Source organism: Ferribacterium limneticum, from assembly GCF_020510585.1.
Lineage (GTDB): Bacteria > Pseudomonadota > Gammaproteobacteria > Burkholderiales > Rhodocyclaceae > Azonexus.
In genome coordinates this window covers 2,376,469-2,401,353 of the sequence record NZ_CP075190.1, presented here as the reverse complement: position 1 = coordinate 2,401,353, position 24,885 = coordinate 2,376,469, and the positions used below count along the sequence as shown (strand labels likewise).

General features: G+C 59.2%; 19 protein-coding genes. 18 read left to right on the top strand and 1 reads right to left on the bottom strand.

The features are described from left to right. Positions 1-30 precede the first annotated feature (30 nt). The 3 genes from KI613_RS11750 (at position 31) to KI613_RS11740 (ending at position 6,179) form a co-directional block, all read left to right on the top strand. A complete protein-coding gene (locus KI613_RS11750) occupies positions 31-1,596 on the top strand; it encodes a PepSY domain-containing protein (RefSeq protein ID WP_226399630.1) in 1,566 nt (521 codons plus the stop codon). A gap of 162 nt (positions 1,597-1,758) precedes the next feature. Next, on the top strand, positions 1,759-4,926 hold the full coding sequence (locus KI613_RS11745) for an efflux RND transporter permease subunit (RefSeq protein ID WP_226399629.1): 3,168 nt from the start codon (positions 1,759-1,761) through the stop codon (positions 4,924-4,926). Between the two features lie 20 nt (positions 4,927-4,946). Then, positions 4,947-6,179, top strand: a complete 1,233-nt coding sequence (locus tag KI613_RS11740) for an efflux RND transporter periplasmic adaptor subunit (protein WP_226399627.1) — start codon at positions 4,947-4,949, stop codon at positions 6,177-6,179. 238 nt (positions 6,180-6,417) lie between these two features. On the opposite strand, the gene KI613_RS11735 is transcribed toward KI613_RS11740, so the two are convergent. Next, a complete protein-coding gene (locus KI613_RS11735) occupies positions 6,418-7,311 on the bottom strand; it encodes a LysR family transcriptional regulator (RefSeq protein WP_226399625.1) in 894 nt (297 codons plus the stop codon). A gap of 194 nt (positions 7,312-7,505) precedes the next feature. Here KI613_RS11735 and KI613_RS11730 point away from each other — a divergent pair, with 194 nt between their 5' ends. From KI613_RS11730 to KI613_RS11660, 15 genes are all read left to right on the top strand, one after another. Continuing rightward, a complete protein-coding gene (locus KI613_RS11730) occupies positions 7,506-8,621 on the top strand; it encodes a 4-oxalomesaconate tautomerase (protein WP_226399623.1) in 1,116 nt (371 codons plus the stop codon). 63 nt (positions 8,622-8,684) lie between these two features. After that, on the top strand, positions 8,685-9,680 hold the full coding sequence (locus KI613_RS11725) for a DctP family TRAP transporter solute-binding subunit (RefSeq protein ID WP_226399621.1): 996 nt from the start codon (positions 8,685-8,687) through the stop codon (positions 9,678-9,680). A 63-nt stretch (positions 9,681-9,743) separates the two neighbouring features. Then, the gene (locus KI613_RS11720; RefSeq protein WP_226399619.1) at positions 9,744-10,484 is read left to right on the top strand and encodes a TRAP transporter small permease; all 741 of its coding nucleotides are present in this window, start codon (positions 9,744-9,746) and stop codon (positions 10,482-10,484) included. Continuing rightward, on the top strand, positions 10,481-11,764 hold the full coding sequence (locus KI613_RS11715) for a TRAP transporter large permease (RefSeq protein ID WP_226399617.1): 1,284 nt from the start codon (positions 10,481-10,483) through the stop codon (positions 11,762-11,764). The genes KI613_RS11720 and KI613_RS11715 overlap by 4 nt, the downstream gene beginning before the upstream one ends. A 77-nt stretch (positions 11,765-11,841) precedes the next feature. Continuing rightward, positions 11,842-12,687: an FAS1-like dehydratase domain-containing protein gene (locus KI613_RS11710; protein ID WP_226399615.1), complete on the top strand. Its 846-nt coding sequence runs from the start codon at positions 11,842-11,844 to the stop codon at positions 12,685-12,687. A 10-nt stretch (positions 12,688-12,697) separates the two neighbouring features. After that, on the top strand, positions 12,698-13,879 hold the full coding sequence (locus KI613_RS11705; protein ID WP_226399613.1) for a CaiB/BaiF CoA transferase family protein: 1,182 nt from the start codon (positions 12,698-12,700) through the stop codon (positions 13,877-13,879). After that, entirely contained in the window at positions 13,879-14,700 is an 822-nt protein-coding gene (locus tag KI613_RS11700) for an HpcH/HpaI aldolase/citrate lyase family protein (RefSeq protein ID WP_226399611.1), read from the top strand. The genes KI613_RS11705 and KI613_RS11700 overlap by 1 nt, the downstream gene beginning before the upstream one ends. A gap of 54 nt (positions 14,701-14,754) precedes the next feature. Beyond that, a complete protein-coding gene (locus tag KI613_RS11695; protein WP_226399609.1) occupies positions 14,755-16,110 on the top strand; it encodes a class-II fumarase/aspartase family protein in 1,356 nt (451 codons plus the stop codon). An 11-nt stretch (positions 16,111-16,121) separates the two neighbouring features. Next, positions 16,122-17,057, top strand: coding sequence for a LysR family transcriptional regulator (locus KI613_RS11690; protein WP_226399607.1), 936 nt, complete (start codon positions 16,122-16,124; stop codon positions 17,055-17,057). Positions 17,058-17,145: 88 nt separating this feature from the next. After that, complete coding sequence (gene tcuA, locus KI613_RS11685) at positions 17,146-18,573, top strand: FAD-dependent tricarballylate dehydrogenase TcuA (protein ID WP_226399605.1); 1,428 nt, start codon at positions 17,146-17,148, stop codon at positions 18,571-18,573. Next, positions 18,560-19,720, top strand: coding sequence for a tricarballylate utilization 4Fe-4S protein TcuB (gene tcuB / locus KI613_RS11680; protein WP_226399603.1), 1,161 nt, complete (start codon positions 18,560-18,562; stop codon positions 19,718-19,720). The genes tcuA and tcuB overlap by 14 nt, the downstream gene beginning before the upstream one ends. Before the next feature lie 46 nt (positions 19,721-19,766). Further along, the gene (locus tag KI613_RS11675; RefSeq protein WP_226399601.1) at positions 19,767-21,062 is read left to right on the top strand and encodes an MFS transporter; all 1,296 of its coding nucleotides are present in this window, start codon (positions 19,767-19,769) and stop codon (positions 21,060-21,062) included. Then, the gene (locus tag KI613_RS11670) at positions 21,059-22,027 is read left to right on the top strand and encodes a D-2-hydroxyacid dehydrogenase family protein (RefSeq protein ID WP_226399600.1); all 969 of its coding nucleotides are present in this window, start codon (positions 21,059-21,061) and stop codon (positions 22,025-22,027) included. The genes KI613_RS11675 and KI613_RS11670 overlap by 4 nt, the downstream gene beginning before the upstream one ends. Positions 22,028-22,149: 122 nt before the next feature. Beyond that, positions 22,150-23,244: a 4-oxalomesaconate tautomerase gene (locus tag KI613_RS11665; protein ID WP_226399598.1), complete on the top strand. Its 1,095-nt coding sequence runs from the start codon at positions 22,150-22,152 to the stop codon at positions 23,242-23,244. A gap of 167 nt (positions 23,245-23,411) precedes the next feature. Next, positions 23,412-24,782, top strand: coding sequence for an OprD family outer membrane porin (locus KI613_RS11660; RefSeq protein ID WP_226399596.1), 1,371 nt, complete (start codon positions 23,412-23,414; stop codon positions 24,780-24,782). The last annotated feature ends 103 nt before the right edge of the window (positions 24,783-24,885 follow it).

The following is a 24,885-nucleotide window of genomic DNA, read 5'->3' as shown; positions in this document are numbered from 1 at the left end:
GCCAATTTTCCCCATTTCCGGAAGCCAATCATGAAACGTCTTCTCTTTCTCATCCACCGCTGGAGCGGTGTTGCGCTCGCACTCTTCATGGTGCTCTGGTTCTTCTCCGGACTGCTGATCGTCTATGCCTCGCAGTTGAACCAGACCCGGGGGCAGCAGTGGGCGAAGGCGGAAATACTGGCCCCGGAAAGCCGCTGGTTGAGCCTGGGCGAGACCTTGCAACGAAGCGGGGCCGCCTTTGCCCAAACCTCAGCCGAGGCGGCCGGGCTCGCGCTGCCTGCCGTTTATGAAGCGCGATTGGTTCGTGTCGCCGGCAAGCCGGTCTGGCAGATCGAAGACGGCAAGGGCCAGCGCCTCGCCTTGTCGGCTATCGATGGTGCTGTTCAGCGCATTTCTTCAGATGACGCCTTGAGTATCGCCCGCCTGTGGGCAGGAGCATTCGGGGAAGGGCAGGCGGCGCCGCAACTGGTCGAGACGCTCGACAACCCCACCATCCTGCGCAACGCAGAAAACCTGAAGCCTTTCCATCGGGTCAGTCTGGGCGACGGCAAGGGCGGCGAACTGCTTATTTCGGCGCGTACCGGTGAGGTTGTCCATGCCTCGACGCGCCTCGAACGGGCCATGTACTGGGCCGGCAGCTGGGTTCACCTGTTCCGCTTCCTCGATTTGGCCGGGTTCGACAAGCAGCGTGTCGATGTGCTGCTCTGGGTCGCGGCTTTCGCCTTCCTGGCTACGCTGACCGGCCTCATCGCCGGCTGGTTGCGTTGGCGGCCGGGCTTGTTCGGCAAGGCCACCTATTCCGAGGGGCGGGTGCATCCCTACAAGCAGGTGTGGTTCACCTGGCATTTCTGGGCCGGGCTGATTGGCGGTCTGGTCGTGCTCACCTGGACTTTGAGCGCTTACCTGAACGGCAATCCCTGGCAGATTTTCTCGCCGGCCAATCCGGGCAAGCCTGAAATCGCCCGCTTCGTCGGCAAGGACAACCCGCGGCAAATGCTCGACTGGCGGCCGGCCAGCGGGCAGGGCGCCGGTGCGGAGGTAGTTGAGCTGGGTTGGCGCCATCTCGGCGGCGAGGCGGTTCTGATCGCCGCCCGGCGCGACGGCTCGCGCCAGGTGTTGAACGCGGAAAAAGGCCTGAGCGAAACGGCCGTCCTGCAGGCAGTCGGACGTCTGGCCGGTTCTGCGGTGGCCGGTCAGCACGTTTTGCAGACCGAGTACGACAACTATTACTACCCGCGCCATGGCCGTTCACCGCTCGATCGCCCGTTGCCCGTGTGGCGCGTTGATCTGGGCGATGCCGCCGATACCCGTTTCTATGTCGATGCCCAGGATGGCCGCCTGCTGCTGCGTCAGGACGATAGCCGGCGTGCCTATCGCTGGTTGTGGTCGGCGCTGCATCACTGGGATATCGCCGGGCTCTATTCGCGCCCGCTCTGGGATGCCTGGATGCTGACCTGGATCGGCTTCGGCCTCGTGCTCAGCGTGACCTCGGTGGTACTGGGCTGGCGGCGCCTGAAGGCGACATTCAAGCGCAAGGGCAAGCAGCTGGTGGCCGATGCCGAACCCGAACTGGCGACCGAAGGGCAGGGAATCTGACGGCGATAGCCTGAACAAACCCGGGGGCTTGCCGGCCCCCAACCGATGACAGGTCGCTGCTCTGCCGGGATTTCGGCATGGCAGCGACCTGTTTGTGTGCAAACCGTTGATTGGTGCGCCCGTTTGGGCGCCCGAACTTGATACCAGATACGAAATAATCCCATGTGGATAGTTAACATTGCCCTGCGTCGTCCCTATACCTTCCTGGTCGGGGCGCTGCTCATTCTTTTGTCGATGCCCTTCGTGCTGCGCAACATGGCGACCGACATCTTTCCGGATATCGACATTCCGGTCGTCGCCATGCTCTGGGAATACAAGGGGATGGACGCCAAGGAGATTGCCGACCGCATTACCGGCCCGAGCGAGCGTTCGATGACGCTGATTGATGGTATCGAACATACCGAGTCGGTCTCCTACGGCGGCGCATCGATCACCAAGATCTTCTTCCACCAGGGCACCGACATCCGCACGGCGATGGCGCAGGTGTTGTCGAGCAGCAATTCGGTCTATCGCTCGGTGCCGCTGAACACCACGCCACCGCAGATCATCCAGTATTCGGCCTCGGACCTGCCGCTGCTGCAACTGGGAATCTCCAGCGAAACGGTGCCCTTTGCCGAAATCGGCGACCTGATCGGCACCGTCGTTCGGCCAACGCTGCAGGCCAAAAAAGGCGTGGCGCTGACCTATCCCTACGGCACCAGCAGTCGTCAGGTATCGGTCGATATCGATGCGCCGGCCCTCTATTCGCGCGGCCTGACGCCGACCGACCTGGTCACCGCCATTGGCGCCCAGAACCTGATCCTGCCCACCGGTTCGATGAAAATCGGCGAGCGTGAATACGACATCGGCCTCAACGGCGCCATCGCCAGCATTCCGAAAATCGCCGAGATTCCGGTGCGCACCCGCGACGGTACGACGGTGCTGGTCGGCGATGTGGCACAGGTTCGCGACGGCGCTGCACCGCAGACCACGATTGCCCGCCAGAACGGCGACCGCGGCGTCATCACCTCGATTTTCAAGGTCGGTCGGGTGTCGACGCTGGAAGTCGTCGATCACGTCAAGCATTCGCTCGAAACGCTCAAGTCCCGCTTGCCGGAAGGCGTCGATCTGACCCTGATGTTCGACCAGTCGCTTTTCGTCAAGGCGGCGATCAGCAATGTAGTCCATGAAGGCCTCATCGCCGCCAGCCTGACGGCGGCGATGATCCTGCTCTTTCTTGGCAACTGGCGGACAACCTGCATCATCGCCGTGTCGATTCCGCTGTCCATCATGTGTTCGCTGATCATGCTCTACCTGGTCGGCGAGACCATCAACCTCATGACGCTCGGCGGCTTGGCACTGGCCGTCGGTATCCTGGTCGACGATGCGACGGTCGAGATCGAGAACATCGAACGCCAGATGGCGATGGGCAAGAACCCGCACCAGGCCATCCTCGACGGTGCCGCCGAAATTGCCGTGCCGGCGCTGGTATCGACGCTGTGTATCTGCATCGTCTTCATACCGATGTTCTTCCTCAACGGGGTCGCCCGCTACCTGTTCGTTCCGCTGGCCGAGGCGGTCGTCTTCGCCATGTTGGCTTCCTACCTCCTGTCGCGGACCGTGGTGCCGACGCTGGTCATGTACATGATGGCCGGCCACCACGCCCACGGCCAGCCGGGCAATGCGGCGACGCGCCGGCTGGCGGCCGTGCATCGGCGCTTCAACGACGGTTTCGAGACCTTTCGGGGCCACTACCTCGTCGTGATGACCCATTTCCTCAAGCGACGCCAGCGGTTCATCGCCGCCTTCGCCGGGTTCTGCGTGCTGTCGCTTGGCCTCGTGCCACTGCTCGGCCAGAACTTGTTCCCGGCCGTCGATACCGGTCAGCTCCGCCTGCATCTGCGGGCGCCGTCCGGTACGCGCATCGAGGAAATGCCTCGGCTGGTCGATCAGGTCGAGGATCTCATCCGTCAGCGCATCCCGGCCGACGAGCTGGGCGAGATCGTCGATATCATCGGCGGGCCGTACAGCACCCGCAACATGCTGTTCGGCAATTCCGGCACGGTCGAGACGGCCGACACCGAGATCATGATTTCGCTGCGCCATGGCCAGCATGCGCCCAGCGCCAATTACCAGCGCGATCTGCGCGTCGCCCTGGAGCGCGCCTTTCCGGGCGTCGAGTTCTTTTTTCAGCCGGCCGACCAGGTCAGCCAGACGCTGAACTTCGGCGTGCCGGCGCCGATCCACATCCAATTCGTCGGCGGCAAGCCGCAGGAGGTCGTCCCGCTGGCCGTCGAACTGAACAGCAAGTTGCGGCAGATTCCCGGCATCGTCGATGCGCACATCTACGAGCGCTGGAGCAAGCCGTCGCTGAGTCTTGAAATGGATCGTAGCCGCCTGCAGCAGTTGAACCTGACCGCTCGCGATCTGGCGCAGAACCTGCTGATTTCGTTGTCCGGCTCGATGCAGACCTCGCCGACCTACTGGCTTAATCCCGCTAACGGCAATACCTACAACGTCGGCGTCAAGAGCAGAGAGGTCGATCTGGACAGCATCGATGCCTTGCTGCGCACTCCCGTCGGCAATGGCAACGACCAGCCGCAGTTGCTCGGCAATCTGGTCAATGTCAAACGCAGCGCGCAGGCGCCGATGGTCAGTCGCTACAACGGCTACAGCGTGTTCAACGTTTACGCCAGCGTCCAGGGCCGTGATCTGGGCAGCGTCAGCCGCGACATCGAGGCGTTGGTCGAGGATACGCGCGCCCAGTTACCGCGCGGTGTCGAACTGGTCGTGCGCGGCCAGGTGGAAACGCTGAAGTCGTCCTTCCTCGGCCTTGGCCTCGGTTTGGCGGTAGCCATCGTGCTCGTCTATTTGCTGGTCGTCGTCAATTTCCAGTCGTGGCTCGATCCGCTGATCATCATCTCCGCCTTGCCGGCGGCGCTGGCCGGGATTGCCTGGACCCTGTTCCTGTGCGGCACCACGCTGAGCGTGCCGGCGCTGACCGGGACCATCATGACCATGGGCGTTGCCACGGCCAATAGCATCCTGGTCGTTTCTTTCGCCCGTAGTCGCCTGGAAACCGGCGTACCACCCCTGATGGCGGCGCTGGAAGCGGCATCGACCCGGCTGCGCCCAGTGCTGATGACCGCCGTCGCCATGATTGTCGGCATGCTGCCGATGGCCCTTGGCCTCGGCGAAGGCTCCGAGCAGAACGCGCCGCTCGGCCGCGCCGTCATTGGCGGCCTGCTCTTCGCGACCGTATCGACCCTGATTTTTGTCCCCCTCGTCTTTGCCAGCCTGCACCAGTGGCAGGCCCGGCAAGCCCCCGGCCTGGCGCATGCGCCGGCCTGAACCCCAATTGAGTTATCGCCATGAGCCAAACTGAAGAGCCCAACCTACATCCCCTTGTACCGGAAGTTCCGCCCCAGAATTCCCTGCGCCAGGCCCGCCGTTTTGGTGCCATTGTCCTCGGCGTGCTGATGGTCGGCGGCGGCTTGCGGCTCGCCTTCAATTACCGCGAAGCGCAAGCCTTGCAGCAATTCACGGCGGCCAGCGCCGAACGCACGGTCGCCGTCGTCAAGGCCCAAAAAGGCGAGGTCAAGCGTAACCTCGTGCTGCCGGCCAGCCTGCGCGGCAGCAACGAAACCGTGGTGTATGCCCGCAGCGCCGGCTACCTCAAGGCCTGGTACAAAACAATCGGCGAGCGGGTTGAAAAAGGCCAGCTTCTGGCTCAGGTGGATGCGCCGGAACAGGAGCAGGAACTGGCGCAGGCGAGGGCGGTGCGCGAACAGATCAAGGTTCGCCTGGCGCTGGCCAGACAGACCGAGGCGCGCTGGGAAACACTGCGCCAGAGCGACAGCGTGGCGGCGCAGGACATGGAAGAAAAGCGCAGCGCCCGCGCTCTGGCCGAAGCCGACGTGGCTGCTGCCGACGCCAACGTCAAGCGGCTGGAACAGCTGGAAGGCTTCCGCCGCATCGTCGCGCCCTTTGCTGGCATCGTCACCAAGCGCAGCGCCGAAGTCGGCAACCTGATCAGCGCCGGCGGCAAGGAACTCTTCGCCATCACCCAGACCGACCAGCTGCGCCTCACCGTCTGGGTACCACAAACCTACGCCGGGGATATCAGGCAGGGGCAGGAAGTCGGCATCAAGGTGGCCGAATACCCAGGCAAAAAGTTCACAGCCAGCATCGAAAACGTCGCCGGCGCCATCGACCCGGTCAACCGCTCACGCCAGGTCGATCTCGTCCTGCCCAACCCGGATGGCAAACTGCTGCCGGGCACCTACGTCGAAGTTGCGATCAGTCTGAGCAGCGGCGTCAACGCGCTGGTCGTCCCGGCCAACGTCATCGTCAACGGCCAGGACGGACCACGCATTGCTACGGTCAACCGGGAAAATCGCCTGAATTTCAAATCCGTCCGCCTCGGTCGCGACCTCGGCCGGCAGGTTGAAATTATCGACGGCATCGAGCCAGGCGACACGCTGGTCCAAAGCCCGGCAGATGCGTTGATGGACGGCGAGAAAGTGGTCACGCGGGAAGTGCCGGGCAAGGTAGAGAAGGGCGAGAAAGAGGGCAGGGGCGCCAAGGGGAAAGAGGCGGTCTAGAGCAAGTCCTGATGCGTTTAGCAGGAATGACGTGAATCCGGCGGCAAGTCGGTCAGAACGGTCATTGGCCTGAGGTGCTCAATCGGGCAGCAATCCGACCCCAACCTGCCGTTGAGCCTTAAGATGGCTCGACGGGCAGATTTCCATTCTGGCAAATGCGTAGCCCGTGCCCATTGCTGCCATTGAATGTCAGTGTTGATGCAGTCCGCAACGAGTTGTAAATCAGACGTAGGCTTGGTTATCCATCAAAGTGACTTGCCTTTATCAAGTCACAAAATGCCTCTGCCGCGGGAGAGAGGCTCGTGTTCTTTCGCTGGATAAGAATAACCTTGCGCTTTACAACGGGACTAACCAACGGGATCTTCCGGACACCTGGCCTGTCACCCTCCTTGAATGTCGAGGCGGGCAGGATTGCGCAACCGACGCCTGCGGCGACAAGGCTGATCGCAGTTGCGTGATGCTGTACCTCGTAGGAGCCACTCAGGCTAATGCCACGTTTTGCCAGTTGGTAGTCCATGAAAACGCGGGTTGCAGTCAGGTTGCTTACAACAATCAGATCTGCGCCACTCATATCTGACCACGTTACCGATTTCATCTCGCTGAGTGGGTTTGAATCTCTGCAAAAAAACATCAGTGGGTCGTCGAAAAGCGGGGTTTCAAGCACATCAGGATGCTGCTCGCCGTGAATGCCTATCCCTAGTTCTGCCTGGCTGTTTAGCACTGAATCCCTGACCTCGTAAGAGGTTGCGTCAAGCAAGCGAATACGATTTTGCGGGCAGACCTTGGAATATTCCCGGATCAGATTTGGCAGGATGTGTGCCGCCATTGTCGGCACACAGGCCAGCGTGAAGTTGCCCTTTGCATTCTTGGACATGTCCTTGAGGCGACCAACGGCCGACGTCATTTCGTTCACGATAGCTCTCGCTTGAGGCAAAAACTCTCGACCAACTGCTGTCAACTCGACATAGCGTGTCGTTCGATCAAGCAATCTCAGTCCTAGATAAGCCTCGAGCTTTTGGACCCGGCGGGTCAGGGCGGTCTGTGTTACATGAAGGTGTTCAGCTGCCTTGTTGAAGCCCCCCAGCTCGGCGATCACGACGAACGCTTGAATACCATCGAAGTCAATTTTCATATCTTGTCTCCTGTCTCTGGCATATCGGCTTTTGTGTTTGCTGAGTCCGAAATTTGCCCTGGCCCATCAGTTTTCTTAGCTAGGAATATATGCGTTTTACGCAATAAAAATCAAATTTATTGCATTTCAAAACGAGTAATGGTTTCACTACTATTCAACTTAACAAAACACGAAGCTGAATAGGAGACAAGATTTTGCGTATTCCCTGCGTACTGATGCGAGGCGGTTCGTCCAAAGGACTGTTTTTCCTTGCCAAAGACCTGCCTGCAGATCCGGCCGCGCGTGACCGCCTCTTGCTTGCGGCAATGGGTTCGCCCGATGCTCGCCAGATTGACGGAATGGGTGGGGGAAACGACCACTCCAGCAAAGTCGTGATTGTCGGCCCTTCCTTACAGAAGGATGCTGATGTCGAATACCTGTTTGTTCAGGTCTCAGTTGCCCGCGACCAGGTTGATATCCTTCCCAATAGCGGCAACATGCTGGCTGGTGTAGCTCCGTTTGCTATTGAGCAGGGTTTGGTAAAGTCCAGCAGCCCGGTCACCAAAGTTCGTATTCTCAACACCAATAGCCAGAAAGTCGTTGAGGCAACGGTGCAAACGCCAGGTGGTCAGGTTTCCTATGCAGGCAACTTTGAACTGGATGGCGTCCCAGGAAAGTGCGCACCAATCGCGCTGCAATTTTTTGACCCCACTGGCACTCGTACCGGCCGTTTGTTGCCGACCGGCGCACCTCAAGACCTGATCTTGGGCATGCCGGTAACCTGCATTGATTTCGCCATTCCCATTGTTTTTATCAAGGCTAGCTCGCTGGGTAAAACGGGAAGCGAGAGCAAGCAAGAGTTGGATGGAGATCCGATATTCCTGGAGCGTCTCGAAGAGGTTCGTGCTGCTGCCGCCCGGCTAATGGGGTTGTCAGATGCCCCCGATCTAGGCATTCCCAAGGTTGCCATTATCGCTCCGCCGCGTGATGGCGGAACGATTGCCTCACGCTATTTCGTTTCGTCCAATTGCCACCCTGTCTTTGCCGCGACTGGAGCTATGGCACTCGCTGCTGCCTGCCACACGCCGGATACGATTGCTGAAGAGTTGGCGGAACTTGATCAAAACGACTCACAGCGCATCGTCATTGAGCATCCGAGTGGAAAAATGAGCTGCAACGTCGTATCCGCCGCCGACCCATGGACTGGCGTACCCAAACTGGTCGGCGCAGCGCTCTTGACTTCTGCACGTCCTCTGCTCGCAGGGGAGGTCTTCGTTGCGGACCACTGTATCAAGCCAAAGACACAAGAAATCATTTCCGAGGCAGCGTAGTTCCTAAACCAGTTCTATTGCCGCCATCGTGCGGTACTAAATCAATCACTAAGGAGACAACCCATGAAACCCATCGTTACTTTGTCCGCCGTTCTCGGCCTTGCTTTTTCCGGTTTTGCCTATGCTCAGGAACCTATCCTGATCAAGTTCTCGCATGTCGCAGCTATTGACACACCGAAAGGCCAGGCGGCCGAACACTTCAAACAGCAGGTCGAAAAGCGCACCAAAGGTAGGGTCAAGGTAGAGGTCTTCGCTAACTCAACCTTGTACAAAGACAAAGAGGAACTGGAGGCCCTGCAAATGGGCAGCGTCCAGATGCTCGCGCCAGTAGCTGGCAAGTTCGGACCGATGGGGGTCAAGGAATTCGAGGCTTTCGACCTCCCCTATATTTTTCCGGATGAACAGGCCTTGCATCGCGTGACGCGTGGGCCGATCGGCGCTTCGCTACTGAAGAAACTCGAGCCCCGCGGCATGGTTGGTCTGTCCTACTGGGATGCCGGTTTCCGCGTGCTCAGTTCGAATAAGCTGATCCGTACGCCGGAAGAGGCCAAGGGCCAGAAGATTCGGATCAACTCGTCCAAGGTCAATCAGGCCATCATCAAGGCAATCGGCGGACTGCCGCAGACCATGGCCTTCTCTGAGGTCTATCAGGCGCTACAGACAGGCGTGGTGGACGGTGCCGATGGCAATCTTGCCAACCTTTATACCCAGAAGCAGTACGAAGTCCAGAAGCACATCACCCTGACCCGGCATACCTACAGTGGCTACGTCGTCGTGATGAACAAGGCCTTCTGGGACAAGTTGCCGGCTGATATCAAGCCCGAAATCACCGCTGCCATGAAGGATGCGACGGATTTCAACGACAAGGTTGCCGAAGAGGATGAAGCCAAGGCCATGGCTGCCATCAAGGCTTCCGGCAAGAGCACCATCTACACCCCGACCGCGGATGAAAAAGCGCGCTGGATCAAGACGCTACTGCCGGTCCAGGATGAATTGGCACCACGTATCGGCAAAGAACTGATTGACGCCATCCGCAAGGAAACCGGCCTGGCCAAGTAAGCCGCATCGCCATCCGGCGGGGCCCGTGCGCCGCCGGATCGTTTTACTCTCAACGGGGGAAATATGAAATTTCTCGATAAATTGGAAGAGCTACTCATCACGCTGCTGATCGGCGTGGCGACACTCATCACTTTCTTTGCAGTGGTTCATCGCTACATGTCCGGGTTTGCCATTCCCGGCCTGCAGGATCTGCTGCTTTCGATCAACATGAGCTGGGCGCAGGAACTGACCATCATCCTCTTCGTCTGGATGGCCAAGTTTGGTGCCGCCTACGGCGTTCGCACCGGTATCCACGTCGGGGTCGATGTGCTGATCAATCGCATGAACGACAGTAATCGCTCGAAGTTCATCATATTCGGCCTGCTCGCTGGCGCCACCTTTACCGGCATCGTTGCCTACATGGGGGCCCACTTTGTCTGGGAGAACGGTGCGCACTACGCTTTCTACAACCTGTTTGGTCTGGATCTTACTGATGTTATGGAAGGCCCTACCACGCCAGACCTGGAGTGGCAGACCTGGGTGGTCTATAGCGCCATTCCGCTAGGCACCTCGCTGATGTGTTTCCGCTTCCTGCAGGTGTGCCTCTCGTTTATCCGTACCGGCGAACTGCCACACCACGATCACGGCCATGTCGATGGCCTCGACGATGAGGTTTTACCGGTCGACATCGCGTTGTATGGCCTGGATGACAACCTGCATCCGCATGATTTGAAACACACGATGTTGGGCGAGAACCGCCGCACGCAAGACAAGCCGGTGGACGCCGATCGGCGCAAGGAAGATCTCGGAGGAGAACCGAAATGACCGCACTCATAATATTTGGCCTGCTGGCCATCCTGATGCTGACCGGCATGCCGATTTCGATTTCGCTCGGCCTGACCGTTCTTACATTCCTCTTCACGATGACCCAGGTGCCGCTTGAGTCGGTAGCACTCAAACTTTTCACCGGTATCGAGAAGTTCGAGATCATGGCCATTCCGTTCTTCATCCTGGCCGGCAACTTCCTGACCCATGGCGGGGTAGCGAAACGGATGATCAATTTCGCCTCGTCGATGGTCGGCCATTGGTACGGCGGCCTTGGTCTGGCCGGCGTTCTGGCCTGCGCACTGTTTGCTGCTGTGTCTGGCTCCAGCCCGGCGACCGTCGTGGCGATCGGTTCCATTCTGCTGCCGGCAATGGTCAAGGCAGGCTTCCCGGCCCGTTTCGGGGCCGGTGTCATCACGACCTCCGGCGCGCTCGGCATCCTGATCCCGCCATCCATCTGCATGGTCATGTTCTCGGTGGCAACCAACACCTCGGTCGGTGCCTTGTTCATGGCCGGCGTCATCCCTGGTCTGGCACTGGCCGGCGTGCTCGGCGGTGTCACCTGGTACCGTGCCCGCAAGTACAACTACCCGCGTCAGCCGAAGGCTACCTGGGGTGAGCGCTGGGCGGCCTTCCGCGCTTCGGTCTGGGGTTTGCTGCTGATTGTCGTGGTGATGGGCGGTATCTACACCGGCATCTTCACACCGACCGAAGCAGCCGCCATGTCTGCGGTCTACGCCTTCATTTGCGCAATTTTTATCTACAAGGACCTGAGCCTGAAGGATGTGCCGAGGGTGTTGCTCAACTCGGCCAACATGTCGGCAATGCTGCTCTACATCATCACCAATGCCGTGTTGTTCTCTTTCATCATGACCAACGAGAGCATTCCGCAATCGCTGGCCGCATGGATGCTGGAGCAGGGCTTCGGTGTGATCACCTTCCTTTTGGCGGTCAATATCATCCTGCTTGTCGCCGGCAACTTCATGGAACCCTCGTCGATCGTTCTGATCTTCGCGCCGTTGCTTTTTCCGGTGGCTGTCGCGCTGGGCATCCACCCAATCCATTTCGGCATCCTGATGGTGGTCAATATGGAAATCGGCATGTGCCACCCGCCGGTCGGTCTCAATCTGTACGTTGCGTCCGGCATCACCAAGATGGGTATCACCGAGCTGACCGTCGCTGTCTGGCCGTGGCTGCTCGCCATGCTGGGCTTCCTCGGCCTCGTTACCTACTGGCCAGGCCTCTCGCTCTGGTTGCCGCAGCAACTCGGCATGCTCTGATCAAGAACGGGGATGCTGCCCCGAGTAGCGTCCCGTTTTCAACGAACCTATTCCCCAATACCCCAGGAGTCTGAACAATGAACCTGAAAGACTGGATCGGCCGTTCCGAAGAAGTTACCGATCTCTTCACGGCAACCCCCTATGCTGCACTGTCGGCCACTTTTGACCGGCCGGCCGAACGCCCCGCCAACGGCACCACGCTGCCGGCGCTGTGGCACTGGTTGTACTTCCTGCCCCTGTATCGCCAATCCGAAATTGGCCCGGATGGCCACGCCAAGCGCGGCGGTTTCCTGCCGCCGGTGCCGCTGCCGCGCCGAATGTGGGCGGGAAGCCAGTTCGAGTTCCATGCCCCGCTGCGCATCGGCGAAACCGTGACCCGCACCTCGACCATCCACGACGTTACCGAGAAAAGCGGCCGCACCGGCCCGCTGGTTTTCGTCAAGGTTCGCCATGAATTACGCCGGGCCGGCGAGAGTGCCATCGCCCTGACCGAATTCCACGACATTGTCTATCGCGAGCTGGCCAGCCCGAACGACGTCGCGCCGCCGCCCAAGGCCACCTACCCGGACCCCGTCTGGAGGACCAAGTGGGTGCCGGACGATGTTCTGCTCTTCCGTTACTCGGCGCTGACTTTCAACGGCCACCGCATTCACTACGACCGCAAATACGTGACCGAGGTCGAGGGCTATCCCGGCCTGATCGTGCACGGCCCGATGATCGCCACACTATTGCTCGATCTGCTCCGCCACAAGATGCCGGATGCAGAAGTTGCCAAGTTCGAATTCCGTGCCGTCCGGCCGACTTTCGATATCAACTATTTCTTTGTCAACGGCACCCCGAGCGCCGACGGCAAGACGATCCATCTGTGGGCCGAAGACCATGAAGGCTGGCTGACGATGGACGCCACGGCCGTGCTGAAATAAGGAGCGCAGAATGAGACCGTTGGAAGGCATTACCGTTATTACCCTCGAACACGCTATCGCTGGCCCGTTCGCCACCCGCCAGCTGGCTGACCTCGGCGCTCGCGTCATCAAGGTCGAGCGTCCTGGTGTTGGCGATTTCGCCCGCGGCTACGACGAGCGTGTGCATGGCCTGGCCTCGCATTTCGTGTGGACCAATCGTTCAAAGGAAAGTCTGACCCTCGACGTCAAGCATCCGGAAGCGCAGAAAATCCTGCAGCGCCTGGTCGCCGAAGAGGCCGATATCCTTGTCCAGAACCTGGCGCCTGGCGCCGCCGCACGCCTCGGCTTATCGTACGAGGCGTTGTCGGCGATCAAGCCGGGCATCATCGTCTGCGACATTTCCGGCTACGGCAACGATGGCCCCTATCGCGACAAGAAGGCCTACGACCTGCTGATTCAAAGCGAATCGGGCTTTGTCTCGGTGACCGGTACGGAAGACGAACCGTCGAAGGCCGGCCCGTCGATCGCCGACATATCGGCTGGCATGTACGCCTACAGCAATATCCTCGCTGCGCTGTTGCAGAAGCAGATCACCGGGCGCGGCCAGCACCTCGACATCTCCATGCTGGAAAGCCTGGTCGAGTGGATGAATTATCCGCTCTACTACGCCATCGACGGCGCTACACCACCGCGCCGCACCGGCGCCAGCCACGCGACGATCTACCCCTACGGGCCGTTCCCGGCCGGCGACGGTAAGAACGTCATGCTCGGCCTGCAGAACGAACGCGAGTGGGCCGCGTTCTGCGACAAGGTTCTGCTTCGCGCTGACCTAGGCAAGGAAGAGCGTTTTTCCTCCAATTCAAAACGCAGCGCAGCTCGTGAGGAGTTGAGAAATATCATTATTGAGGCTTTTTCCGGGTTGACCGCAGAACAGGTCATCGAGCGCTTGGAAAGCGCCCAGATTGCCAACGCCCATCTCAATACGATGCAGGATGTTTGGGATCACCCGCAATTGAAGGGACGCAATCGCTGGCGCGAAATCGACACCGCGGTCGGCAAGGTTCCGGCGCTGCTGCCGCCCGGCTCGTGGACGGAATGCGAGCCGCGCATGGATGCCGTGCCGGCACTCGGTCAGCACACCGAAGCCATCCTTGGCAAGCTGGGCTATTCGGCCGACGCCATCGCCGAGCTGCGTGCTGCTGGAGCCATCTGATGCTGCCAGTCAGCTACCTGTTTGTGCCGGGCAATCGTCCCGAGCGCTTCGCCAAGGCGCTGGCCGCCGGAGCGGGGGCGGTCATTCTCGATCTCGAGGATGCGGTCGCACCAACCGACAAGGCAGATGCCCGCCAAGCCATCGCCGACTGGGTGCGAACAGCTGGCGTTGCTCCCGAGCGCCTGGTCGTACGCATCAACGATGCCTTGTCGCCCTGGTATGCCGACGATCTGGCAATGATCAAGGCGGCGGGGCTCACGCAAGTCATGCTGCCAAAGACGGAGTTTGCCGAGCAGGTAAAGATGACTATTGCTGCCACCAACCCGGCGGTTGTGATCGTCGCGCTCGTCGAATCGGCACGCGGTATCAACAACATTGATCAGATCGCGCTGGCCGAAGGCGTGCAGCGCATCGCCTTCGGTACTCTCGACTACGCGGCTGACCTCAATCTCTCGGGCGACGAACTCGGGCTGATCTATCCCTACAGCAAGATTGCCATCGCATCCCGCTCGGCAGAACTGGCACCGCCGATTGCCGGCGTCACCCCGAATCTTGATGATCTGGCGAGGACTGAGGCCGATTTTACTTTTGCCCGCGCCTTTGGCTGTACCGCCAAGATGTGTATCCATCCGAAGCAGGTCGAGGTTGTCGAGCGGCTCAGCCGGCCGACTGAGCAGGAAGTGGTTTGGGCCCGGAAGGTTCTGGCCGCTGCCGAAACATCGTCCGGAGCTGTCCAGGTCGACGGAAAGATGGTGGATCGGCCTGTCGTTCTCAAGGCCGAGGAGATCTTGGCGCGCAGTCCGGCAACGACTTTTAGCTAAACAACGAACTAAAGAACCGCCATCTTTCCCACCATTGAATCAGGAGACATCATCATGGGCGCGAGCATCATCGACTCTAGTATCTTCGGCAACATCTTCAGTACCGACGCCATGCGTCAGGTCTGGTCCGACCGCAACCGCACGGAAAAATACCTCGACATCGAACGGGCGCTGGCCGTCGTCCAGGGCCGCCTCGGCATCATCCCGCAGGAAGCGGCCGACGAGATCGTCCGCAACTGCGACATCGACAAGATCGACATGGACAAGCTGCGCGCCCAGACTGAGCGCATCGGCTACCCCGTGCTCGGCGTCGTCTCTCAATTGAATGCCCTGTGCCGTGACCGCCTCGGCGAATACTGCCACTGGGGTGCGACGACGCAGGATATCACCGACACGGCCACCGTCATGCAGATCCGCGAAGGCCTCGATCTGGTCGAGGCTGAACTGAACGCCATCTGCGCTGCCCTGGCCGATCTCTCGAAGCGCTATCGCGATACCCCGGTGATTGGGCGTAGCAACCTGCAACAGGCCATTCCGGTTACCTTCGGTTTCAAGACAGCCGCCATCTTGGCCGGCATGGAGCGCCATCGCGAACGCCTGCAGCAGCTTCGGCCGCGCGTCCTGATGGGCGAATTCGGCGGCGCCTGCGGCACTCTGGCCTCGATCGAAACCGGCGCCATGGAAACCCAGGCCGGCCTGATGGCCGAACTCGGCCTCGCCCAGCCCGACATTGCCTGGCATACGGTGCGCGACACCATTGCCGAAGTCGGCGCCTTCCTCGGTCTGGTCGGCGGTTCTCTCGGCAAGATCGCGATGGACGTCAAGCTGATGATGCAGCACGAAGTGGCCGAGGTCTTCGAGCCCTTCGCGCCGGGCCGTGGCTCGAGCAGCACAATGCCGCAGAAGCGCAACCCGATTTCGAGCTGCTACATCCACGCCGCCATTTCGGTGGTCCGTCAGCATTCGGCCTCCCTGATGGACGCCATGGTCGCCGACCATGAGCGCTCGACCGGCCCCTGGGAAATCGAATGGATCGCGCTGCCGGAAGCGTTCTGCCTGACGGCCGGCGCCCTCAAGCAGACGCGCTTCGTGCTCGAAGGTCTGGAAGTCGATCCTGCCGCCATGATGGCCAACATCGAACTGACCAATGGTCTGGTCATGTCCGAAGCCGTGATGATGGGCCTTGGTCCCTACATCGGCCGCGAATACGCTCACGATCTGGTCTATGACCTGTGCCGCACGGCGATCAAGAGCAACCGCCCATTGCTCGACCTGCTGGCAGAGCATCCGGAAATCAATCCACACCTTGACCGGGCAGCGCTGGCCAAACTTTGCGATCCGGCCAACTATCTCGGTCAGGCCGGTGTGATGGTGGACAAGGTACTGCAACGCAAGGCTCGGCAAGGGTAAAGGAGCCCGCAATGGAACTGCGGCAACTGCGTTACCTGGTGCGGACAATCGAACTGGGCAGTATCAGCCAGGCGGCGCTCGATCTGGGCATCGCGCAGTCTGCCGTAAGTTTGCAAATCCAGCGTCTTGAAAGCGAGCTTTCGACACGCCTGTTGCAACGAACGCCGAGCGGGGTGATTCCGACGGACGCCGGGATTGCGTTCGTCTCCCATGCCCAGCTCGCCTTACGCCATGCCGACGAGGCAATGCTTGCGGCACGGCAGTCGCGCCTTTCCGGCATCGTCGGCCTTGGCCTGGCGCCGACTACTGCCGGCATACTTGGCGTGCCGCTACTACAGGCAATGCAGACGCAGTATCCGGATATCCGTATTCATCTGGTCGAGGGCATGTCGGGACATCTTGGGCAGATGCTCAATGCCCGCGAAATCGACCTCGCCGTACTTTTCGGCGCCGATCAGGCCAGACGCTGGACTGTCCAGCATCTGCTCGACGAACGGCTATTTTTCGTCTGCGGCGCCCAGAGCGGGATTGAGCAACTGCCGACGACGCTGACTGCCATTGCCGATACGCCGCTGGTTCTGCCGACCCATCGCCACGGATTGCGCCGGGTCATTGATGCGGCCTTCGGCAGTCTGAACCAACAGGCCAACATCGTCGCCGAAGTTGATTCGCTGTATGTGCTGATGGACATGGTCGCGGCCGGCATGGCCGCCACGCTGCAACCATGGTCGGCGCTGGCCCGCCAACCGGAAGCGGGCAGCCGGCTGCGCTGGGCGGAAATTACTGATGCCGGTACCTCGCGGCGCAACCTGCTGTGCAGCCTTTCCGACGACGAACTGTCGCCGGCAGCGCTGGCCACCCGCGGTGTACTCCGTCAGGTCGCCGGGCAGTTGGTGGACGACGGCCGCTGGAAGGGGGTTACGCGAGGGCATCTCGAATCGAGATAGGGGGATGTCGGAACGGCTTAGGGAGTCGCCGCACCGATGCGAGATAGTGTCTTCGCTGAAATCAACAAGGGCTCAAAAGGAGCGAATGATGAGTGACAACAATTCCAACGCCGTCGATGTGCTGGTTATCGGCGGCGGCAATGCAGCGCTGTGTGCGGCCCTGATGGCCCGTGAGGCTGGCGCCTCGGTGCTGTTGCTGGAAGCGGCGCCGAGTGATCGTCGTGGCGGCAATTCCAGCCATACCCGCAACTTGCGCTGCATGCACGATGCGCCGCAGGACGTGCTGACCGAGGCCTACCCGGAAGAGGAGTTCTGGCAGGATCTGCTCAAAGTCACCGGGGGCAATACCAACGAACAACTGGCCCGCCTGGCGATCCGCGAATCATCCAAGTGCCGGAGCTGGATGCGCCGGCACGGCGTACATTTCCAGCCCTCGTTGTCGGGCACGCTACAACTGTCGCGGACCAATGCCTTTTTCATGGGCGGCGGCAAAGCCCTGGTCAACGCCTACTATCGCAGTGCCGAAGCGCTGGGTGTTGAAATTCGCTATGAATCTCCGGTTGACCGTATGGAAGTCGTTGATGGCCTGTTCCAGGCAGCCTGGGTCGGCAGCCAACGGATCACCGCCAAGGCTTGCGTAATGGCGGCCGGCGGCTTTGAGTCCAACCGCGAATGGCTGCGCGAAGCCTGGGGCCAGAATGACGACGGCGAATGGCCTGCCGACAATTTCGCCATCCGCGGCACCCGTTTCAATCAGGGCGTACTGCTCAAAGCCATGCAGGGCGCTGGCGCCGACTTCATTGGCGATCCTTCGCAGTCGCACTGCGTTGCTATCGATGCTCGCGCTCCGCTCTACGATGGCGGCATCTGCACCCGCATCGACTGCGTCTCGCTCGGTATCGTGGTGAACAAGTTCGCTCAGCGTTTCTACGACGAAGGCGAGGACTTCTGGCCGAAGCGTTACGCCATCTGGGGCCGCCTCGTCGCCCAGCAACCAGGACAGGTCGGTTATTCGGTCATCGACGCCAAGGCGGTCGGGCGGTTCATGCCGCCGGTTTTTCCCGGAGCCAGGGCCAATACGCTGGAAGAGCTGGCCGGCCAGCTCGGCCTCGACGCAGAAGCCTTTGTCCGCACGGTGGGCGACTACAACGCCGGTTGCCGGGTCGGCACCTTCGACCACACGGCGCTCGACGACTGCCATACCGAAGGCGTCACCCCGGCCAAGACCCACTGGGCACTGCCGCTCGACACGGCGCCGTTCTACGCCTACCCGCTGAAACCGGGCATCACCTTTACCTACCTCGGCTTGAAGGTCGATGAGCATGCCGCCGTGCATTTCGCCGGCCAACCCAGCCGCAACCTATTCGTTGCCGGCGAAATGATGGCTGGCAACGTCCTCGGCAAGGGTTATACCGCCGGGGTCGGCATGACCATTGGCACCGTATTCGGGCGCATCGCAGGTGCGCAGGCTGCCCAGGCAGCATTGAAGCAAGGAGCACAACATGCAGGCGCTTAAAAAACTGGTCAACGAGGCCGGCGAATTAGCCATTGGCGAGGTTCGCCTGAGCGACAAGGAGGCTGAAGTTGGCCGCATCATGACAATCTGCAACGCCTGCCGCTACTGCGAAGGTTTCTGCGCCGTTTTTCCGGCGATGACCCGGCGGCTGGAATTTGGCAAGGCCGACATCCATTACCTGGCCAATCTCTGCCATAACTGCGGCTCCTGCCTGCATGCCTGCCAGTACGCGCCGCCACATGAGTTTGCGGTGAATGTGCCGCAGGCAATGGCCAAGGTGCGCGGTGAAACCTATGCCACCTATGCTTGGCCGCAGGCATTCGGCGGCCTCTACAAGAACAACGGGACGACGATGGCGCTGGCCCTGGCCGCTGGCCTGGCGCTGTTCCTGGTACTGACCTTGCAGGTCACCGGTGGCATCCTGCATGCGCCGCTGGCTGGCAACTTCTACGCCATCTTTCCGCACAACACGCTGGCCCTGATGTTCGGTGCCGTCTTCGCGTTCGCGGTGCTTGCCTTGACCCTCGGTGTACGCCGCTTCTGGGGTGAAATATCGCCCGGCGAGATCAGCGGCGAGGCTGGCGCCGAGGCGGCTGGCAACGTGTTGCAACTGAAGTATCTGGACGGCGGTCACGGCATGGGCTGCAATAACGCCGACGATGCTTTTACCCTACTGCGTCGCCGCTTCCATCACTTCACTTTCTACGGATTCATGCTGTGTTTCGCTGCAACCAGCGTAGCGACGCTCTACCACTACCTGCTCGACCTGCACGCGCCCTACGCAGTGAGCAGCCTGCCGGTACTCCTCGGCATCGCCGGCGGGATAGGTCTGCTCATCGGCCCGGCCGGCCTGCTTTGGTTGAATCTCAAGCGCCATCCCTGGCATGGTGACGTCGAACAAAAACCGATGGATCGCGGTTTCATCGCACTCCTTTTCCTGACCAGCCTGACCGGACTCCTGCTCCTTGGCCTGCGCGACACAGCGGTCATGGGCTTGTTGCTGGCCGTGCATCTCGGGGTTGTGATGGCGCTGTTCCTTACGCTGCCTTACGGCAAGTTTGCCCATGGCATCTTCCGCTCGGCTTCTCTGCTCAAATGGTCAATAGAGAAGCGGCAGCCGAACAACCTGCAACTGGGCTCCGAGTAACTCCAGGCGCATAGCCACCGATGCCATGCTCTTGCCCTAACGCCGGATGGTTGAAGCCATCCGGTTTTCATCCATGAAACACCGGGCTCATGCCTGGCGGGCCATGCGCCAGCCCAGCTATCGCCTCTACTTTGCTGGCCAGGCAGTTTCTATCCTCGGCAACTGGATACAGCAGGTCGCACTTGGGTGGCTGGTTTATCGGCTGAGCGGTTCGGCAATGCTGCTCGGAACGGTCGCTTTCCTGGCGCAAATACCCCAACTGGTCGTTTCGCCTTTGGCAGGTATCATCATTGACCGTTCGAATATCCGGCATCTGATGATGGTCGTGCAACTCGGCATGCTGCTGCAGGCGGTATGTCTGGCGGTGCTGACCTGGACGGGCTTGGTCGCTCCCTGGCATATCCTGGTCGCGGCTGGAGCCTTCGGCATTCTCAACAGTTTCGATGTACCCCTGCGTCATGCCTATACCAGTCAGCTCGTGCAAGATCGGCAGGATTTGCCTAATGCCATCGCCCTCAATTCGCTGTTTTTCAATCTGGCACGTTTCATCGGCCCTCCGCTGGCCGGCGCCATCCTCGCGCAAACATCCGAGGCGGCGTGTTTCGCCCTGAATGCCCTTTCCTTTGTCGCCATCATTGGTGTCATGTCGCATTTGAGGACAAGCCCACAAGCGCACAGTTCCGCCGCCTTCGCCGATGTGATGTGCGAGGGGATGGCTTTTGTCCGCCAGAGCTTTTCCGTTCGCCACATTCTCTGGCAGGTCGCTCTGCTGAACTTCCTGGCTGCAAATTACATTCCGCTGATGCCGGCATTCGCCCGGGATGTTTTTCGCGGCGGCCCGGAAGCCCTGGGGCTTTTGCTTGGTTGTGCCGGGGCCGGGGCACTGCTGGCGTCACTGATGCTGGCCAGCCGCCGCAGTGTGCGTGGACTGAGCGGCACCGTTGCTTTTGCTAATTTGCTGGCGGGTTTCTCGCTGCTAGCCTTTGCCTTGTCCAGGGACATCTGGTTGGCGAGCATGATGTTGTTCCTGCTCGGTTTTGCGCTGGTCAGCGGCAACGCTTCGAGCAATACGATCCTGCAAACGATCGTGCCCGAACACTTGCGTGGCCGTGTGCTGTCGCTCTACAGCGCAGCCAATCTCGGGGCCGCTGCGCTTGGCGGTCTGCTCAGTGGAGCGCTGGCTGATTACTGCGGACCGGGTGAGAGCTTGATCTTGATGGGCATCCTTCTGATCGCGGCAGCGCTGTTCTTCTTTTTTCGGCTGGAACTGTTTCGCATGTATTTGCGGCCGATCTACGCGCGGTTGGGCATCAAACACCCAAATAAGGGGCAAGAATCATGACGAAAGTAACCGTGCTCGACGATTATCAGGGTGTCGTCGCCCGTCTTGACGCCGTGCGCATTCTGGACGACCTGAATGTCGATCTGGAGATCATCACCGAGCACGTTCGCGAGGAGGGGAGGCTGGCCGAAATTCTTGCGCAAACTGACTGCCTCGTACTTATCCGTGAACGAACCCGAATTTCTTCTAGCCTGATTGAGGCGCTGCCCCGATTGAGATTGATTGTCCAGACTGGTCGCTTAAGTAACTGCATCGATCTCGAGGCATGCAGCAGAAGGGGGATTCCGGTCAAGGACGGAAGTGGCAACCCGATTGCTCCGGCCGAACTGACGTGGGCTCTCATTTTGGCTGCATCGCGTCGATTGGTGCCGTATGCCCAACAGCTCAAGCAAGGTAACTGGCAGCGTAGTGTTGCGGAAATTGCAGACGAATCGCTGGGGCGGGTAGTGAGCGGGCGAACGCTTGGCATCTGGGGCTACGGAAAAATTGGCAAACGCGTTGCCTTGATTGGCCGTGCTTTCGGCATGACCGTGCTAGTGCATGGGCGCGAGCAATCGAAACAAGCAGCTCTATCGGACGGATTCGAGTTTGTCACCGACCGGTCTGGCTTCCTGAAACGACTCGATGTGCTCACCTTGCATCTCAGAATGTGCCCTGAAACACGACATCTAATAAGTGAAGATGATCTGGCCTGCCTACGGCCTGACGCGTTGCTGGTTAATACCAGCCGGGCAGAATTGCTGGTCCCTGGTGCACTCCTTTCTGCTGTTCGCAAGGGCCGTCCGGGAGCCGCCGCTCTGGACGTCTTTACCGATGAACCGGATGGTGTCCGCGAGTACCTCGGCGTGCCGCAGATCCTTTGTACCCCCCATCTTGGATTCGTTGAGCGAGATACATACGAGTCATACTTTTGCGAGGCATTCACTCATGTCAGGGCCTTCGTTCTGGAGGGAATCAGGGGGTAAATTGCGACGTAAATGTCTTGTGTTGCGATATTCGCAATAATGTTTGAAATTAATTCACTTCACGTAGTTGGCCGCAGGCAAAACAATAGCGCTCATTAGCCAACCCATTGGAGATGATCGCTATGTTGCTCAGTATTCCCTGTACCTTGATGCGCGGTGGTACATCCAAAGGGCCGTATTTTCATGCCAGTGATCTGCCTGCTGATCCGGTTGCACGAGATCAACTACTGCTGGCTGCCATGGGCTCTCCACATGTGCGGCAGATAGATGGCATCGGCGGTGGCGACACCTTGACCAGCAAGGTCGTTATCGTCAGCAAATCAACACGCCCAGGTATTGATATCGACTACCTGTTTGCCCAGGTTTCCGTAGAAACGGCAACTGTCGATACGACACCAAATTGCGGCAATATGCTGGCGGGTGTTGGGCCATTTGCTATTGAAAATGCTCTGGTTTCCGCTTCTTCACCGGTAACCACTTTACGAATATTTAATATAAACACACAGAAAGTCGTCGAGGCGCTTATTCAAACCCCTGGTGGAATGGTCACCTATGATGGGGAGACAAGAATCGATGGGGTCCCTGGCAGCGGTGCCCCGATAGAGCTGAATTTCAAGAATGCCACTGGTGCAAAGACGGGGCGCTTGTTCCCGACAGGTAACCGGCTTGATGTGATCGATGGGATCGAGGTTTCCTTGATCGATTTCGCTACGCCGCTTGTTTTCGTCCCGGCTGAAGCCGTGGGCAAGACTGGTCATGAGAGCAAGAAAGAACTGGATGCAGACAGCAATTTGAAAACCCGACTCGAATCGATACGCCTACAGATTGCAGAAAAAGCAGGAATGGGCGACGTCCGCGGCAAGGTCCTGCCGAAAATCGCGTTGGTCGCATCACCACGAGGCAAAGGTGTTATTGCCTCGCGCTACTTCACGCCGTGGAGTTGCCATTCCGCCTATGCCGTTACAGGCGCCCTTTGTTTGTCCGCAGCCAGCATCCTGCCTGGAACAGTAGTGAATCGTGTCGCCAGGCTGGACGAGGCTGAGCCCAGTCTTGTTCGCATTGAGCAACCAGCTGGCACCTTGGAGATCAGGCTTCATGTAAATGGCGAGCTTTCTGCGCAGGAGCCTGACATCGTCTCTGCCGGATTGATTCGGACAGCCCGAAAACTGTTCAAAGGCATCGTTTTACTCCCTGCAGAGGCGGGCTTGCTTGCCTAAGCCAACAAGTCAGACGTTAATGCGATATTGGCATCAATACGAACCCTATATTCATTTCACGCAATTTAATCGATTCCATAAACTGTAATTCACCAACTCCTGGAGTGTGAGCTTGGTCGAGTTTGCCCCATCTGGGATGGCAGATCGGAATTTACGGAGGAGTCACAATGAGTAACAGAATCAAGAGAAATCTGCTGCATGCACTGATTGCTGGCCTGATGCTGCCAGTAGCAGCCTTCGCCGCAGAAGGGGAACACAAGCTGGAACTGAAGGCACGTGCGGTTTATTGGAACGACGATAGCCTGGTGTACCCGACCAGTACGACCCCCAGCCCAAAGGCAAGCAGCTATGAGCAAAGTGCTCTGGGTGTTCAGATTAATTACGCCTCGCCATATTGGGCGAGCTTTATCGGGGTCGATGCATCGCTCTACGGTGTCGCAAAAATTGGCGATAGCGGGACGCCAACCAGCAACTTGGTCGATGTCGGCAATAACGGACAACTTGAGGACTCCTACGTCACTGCCGGCCAGGCACTGGTGAAGCTAAAGTATCAAGATATCGCTCAACTGAAGGTCGGGCGTCAAATCCAGAATAGTTTGCTGCTAAAAAGCACCGCTACACGTGCTGTACCTGACACCTATTCCGGTGCTAGCGCCTTGGTTAAGCCAATCGATGGTCTCACCATCTATGGGGCCATCTATGACCAGTGGCGTGCTCGCAGTACCGGTGAATTCGAGAAATTCAAAACTGAGGCAACGGCCGTCGGGGTTGCCAATGAAATCGATTACATCAGCATTTTCGGTGCCTCATATGCAAATGGCCCGCTTCTGGTAACGGCCGAATACCTGAATTCGAAGAACTATTTGTCGAAGTTCGGTCTGGTTGGTGCTTACACAATCCCCTTCGACAAAAATTCCCTAAAGATATCAGGCGGATTGTTTACGTCACGCGATGCGGGTTCGCTGTTTGTCTGCTCAGCCGAGAAGGAGCTCGACTGCACGGGAACCTCCCGCCTTACGAACGACGGCTTGGGTGTCTACATCGATGGCGAATGGAAAGTCAGCAACTTTACATTGGGTGCTGCTATTGCGAAATTTGATGGCTTCTGGATCGAAGACAATTTCGCTGTCGATGCAACGAAGACCGGCAGTTTGACCCAAGACCACGGAAGCAATCCTTTCCCTACGTCAGCAGGACTTGGGCCCGACCTGAGCAATCGGGATGAATTGGTAGGGTCCATTCGTCTAGCCTACGATTTCAAAGAGTACGTACCAGGTTTGAAAGCCGGCTTCAAATATGCTCGTGGCACAGGCGCCAAGAGCAGCAATCGGGAGAACTTGGCTAAGGGCAGCGAAAACTATCGTGAATTCGATCTTCAGTACGCGATTCCCTTCGTCAAAAACCTTAGTGCTCGCTATATCTACATGAACTATGACTCGCATGTCGAAAATGGCTCTACTACGGCGACCATCAAGGGAATGCCCAGGCAGGAATGGGAGCAGCACCGTTTTTACATCGACTACAGCTACCAGTTCTGATCGCGGTTAATAACAACGACTCCTTTGTGGTGCTTTGTCCCCCGGAGCACCCTTTTAATCTCCCCGAGCAATCGGGGAGTTTTTTTGCAGTCATGAACGCAAG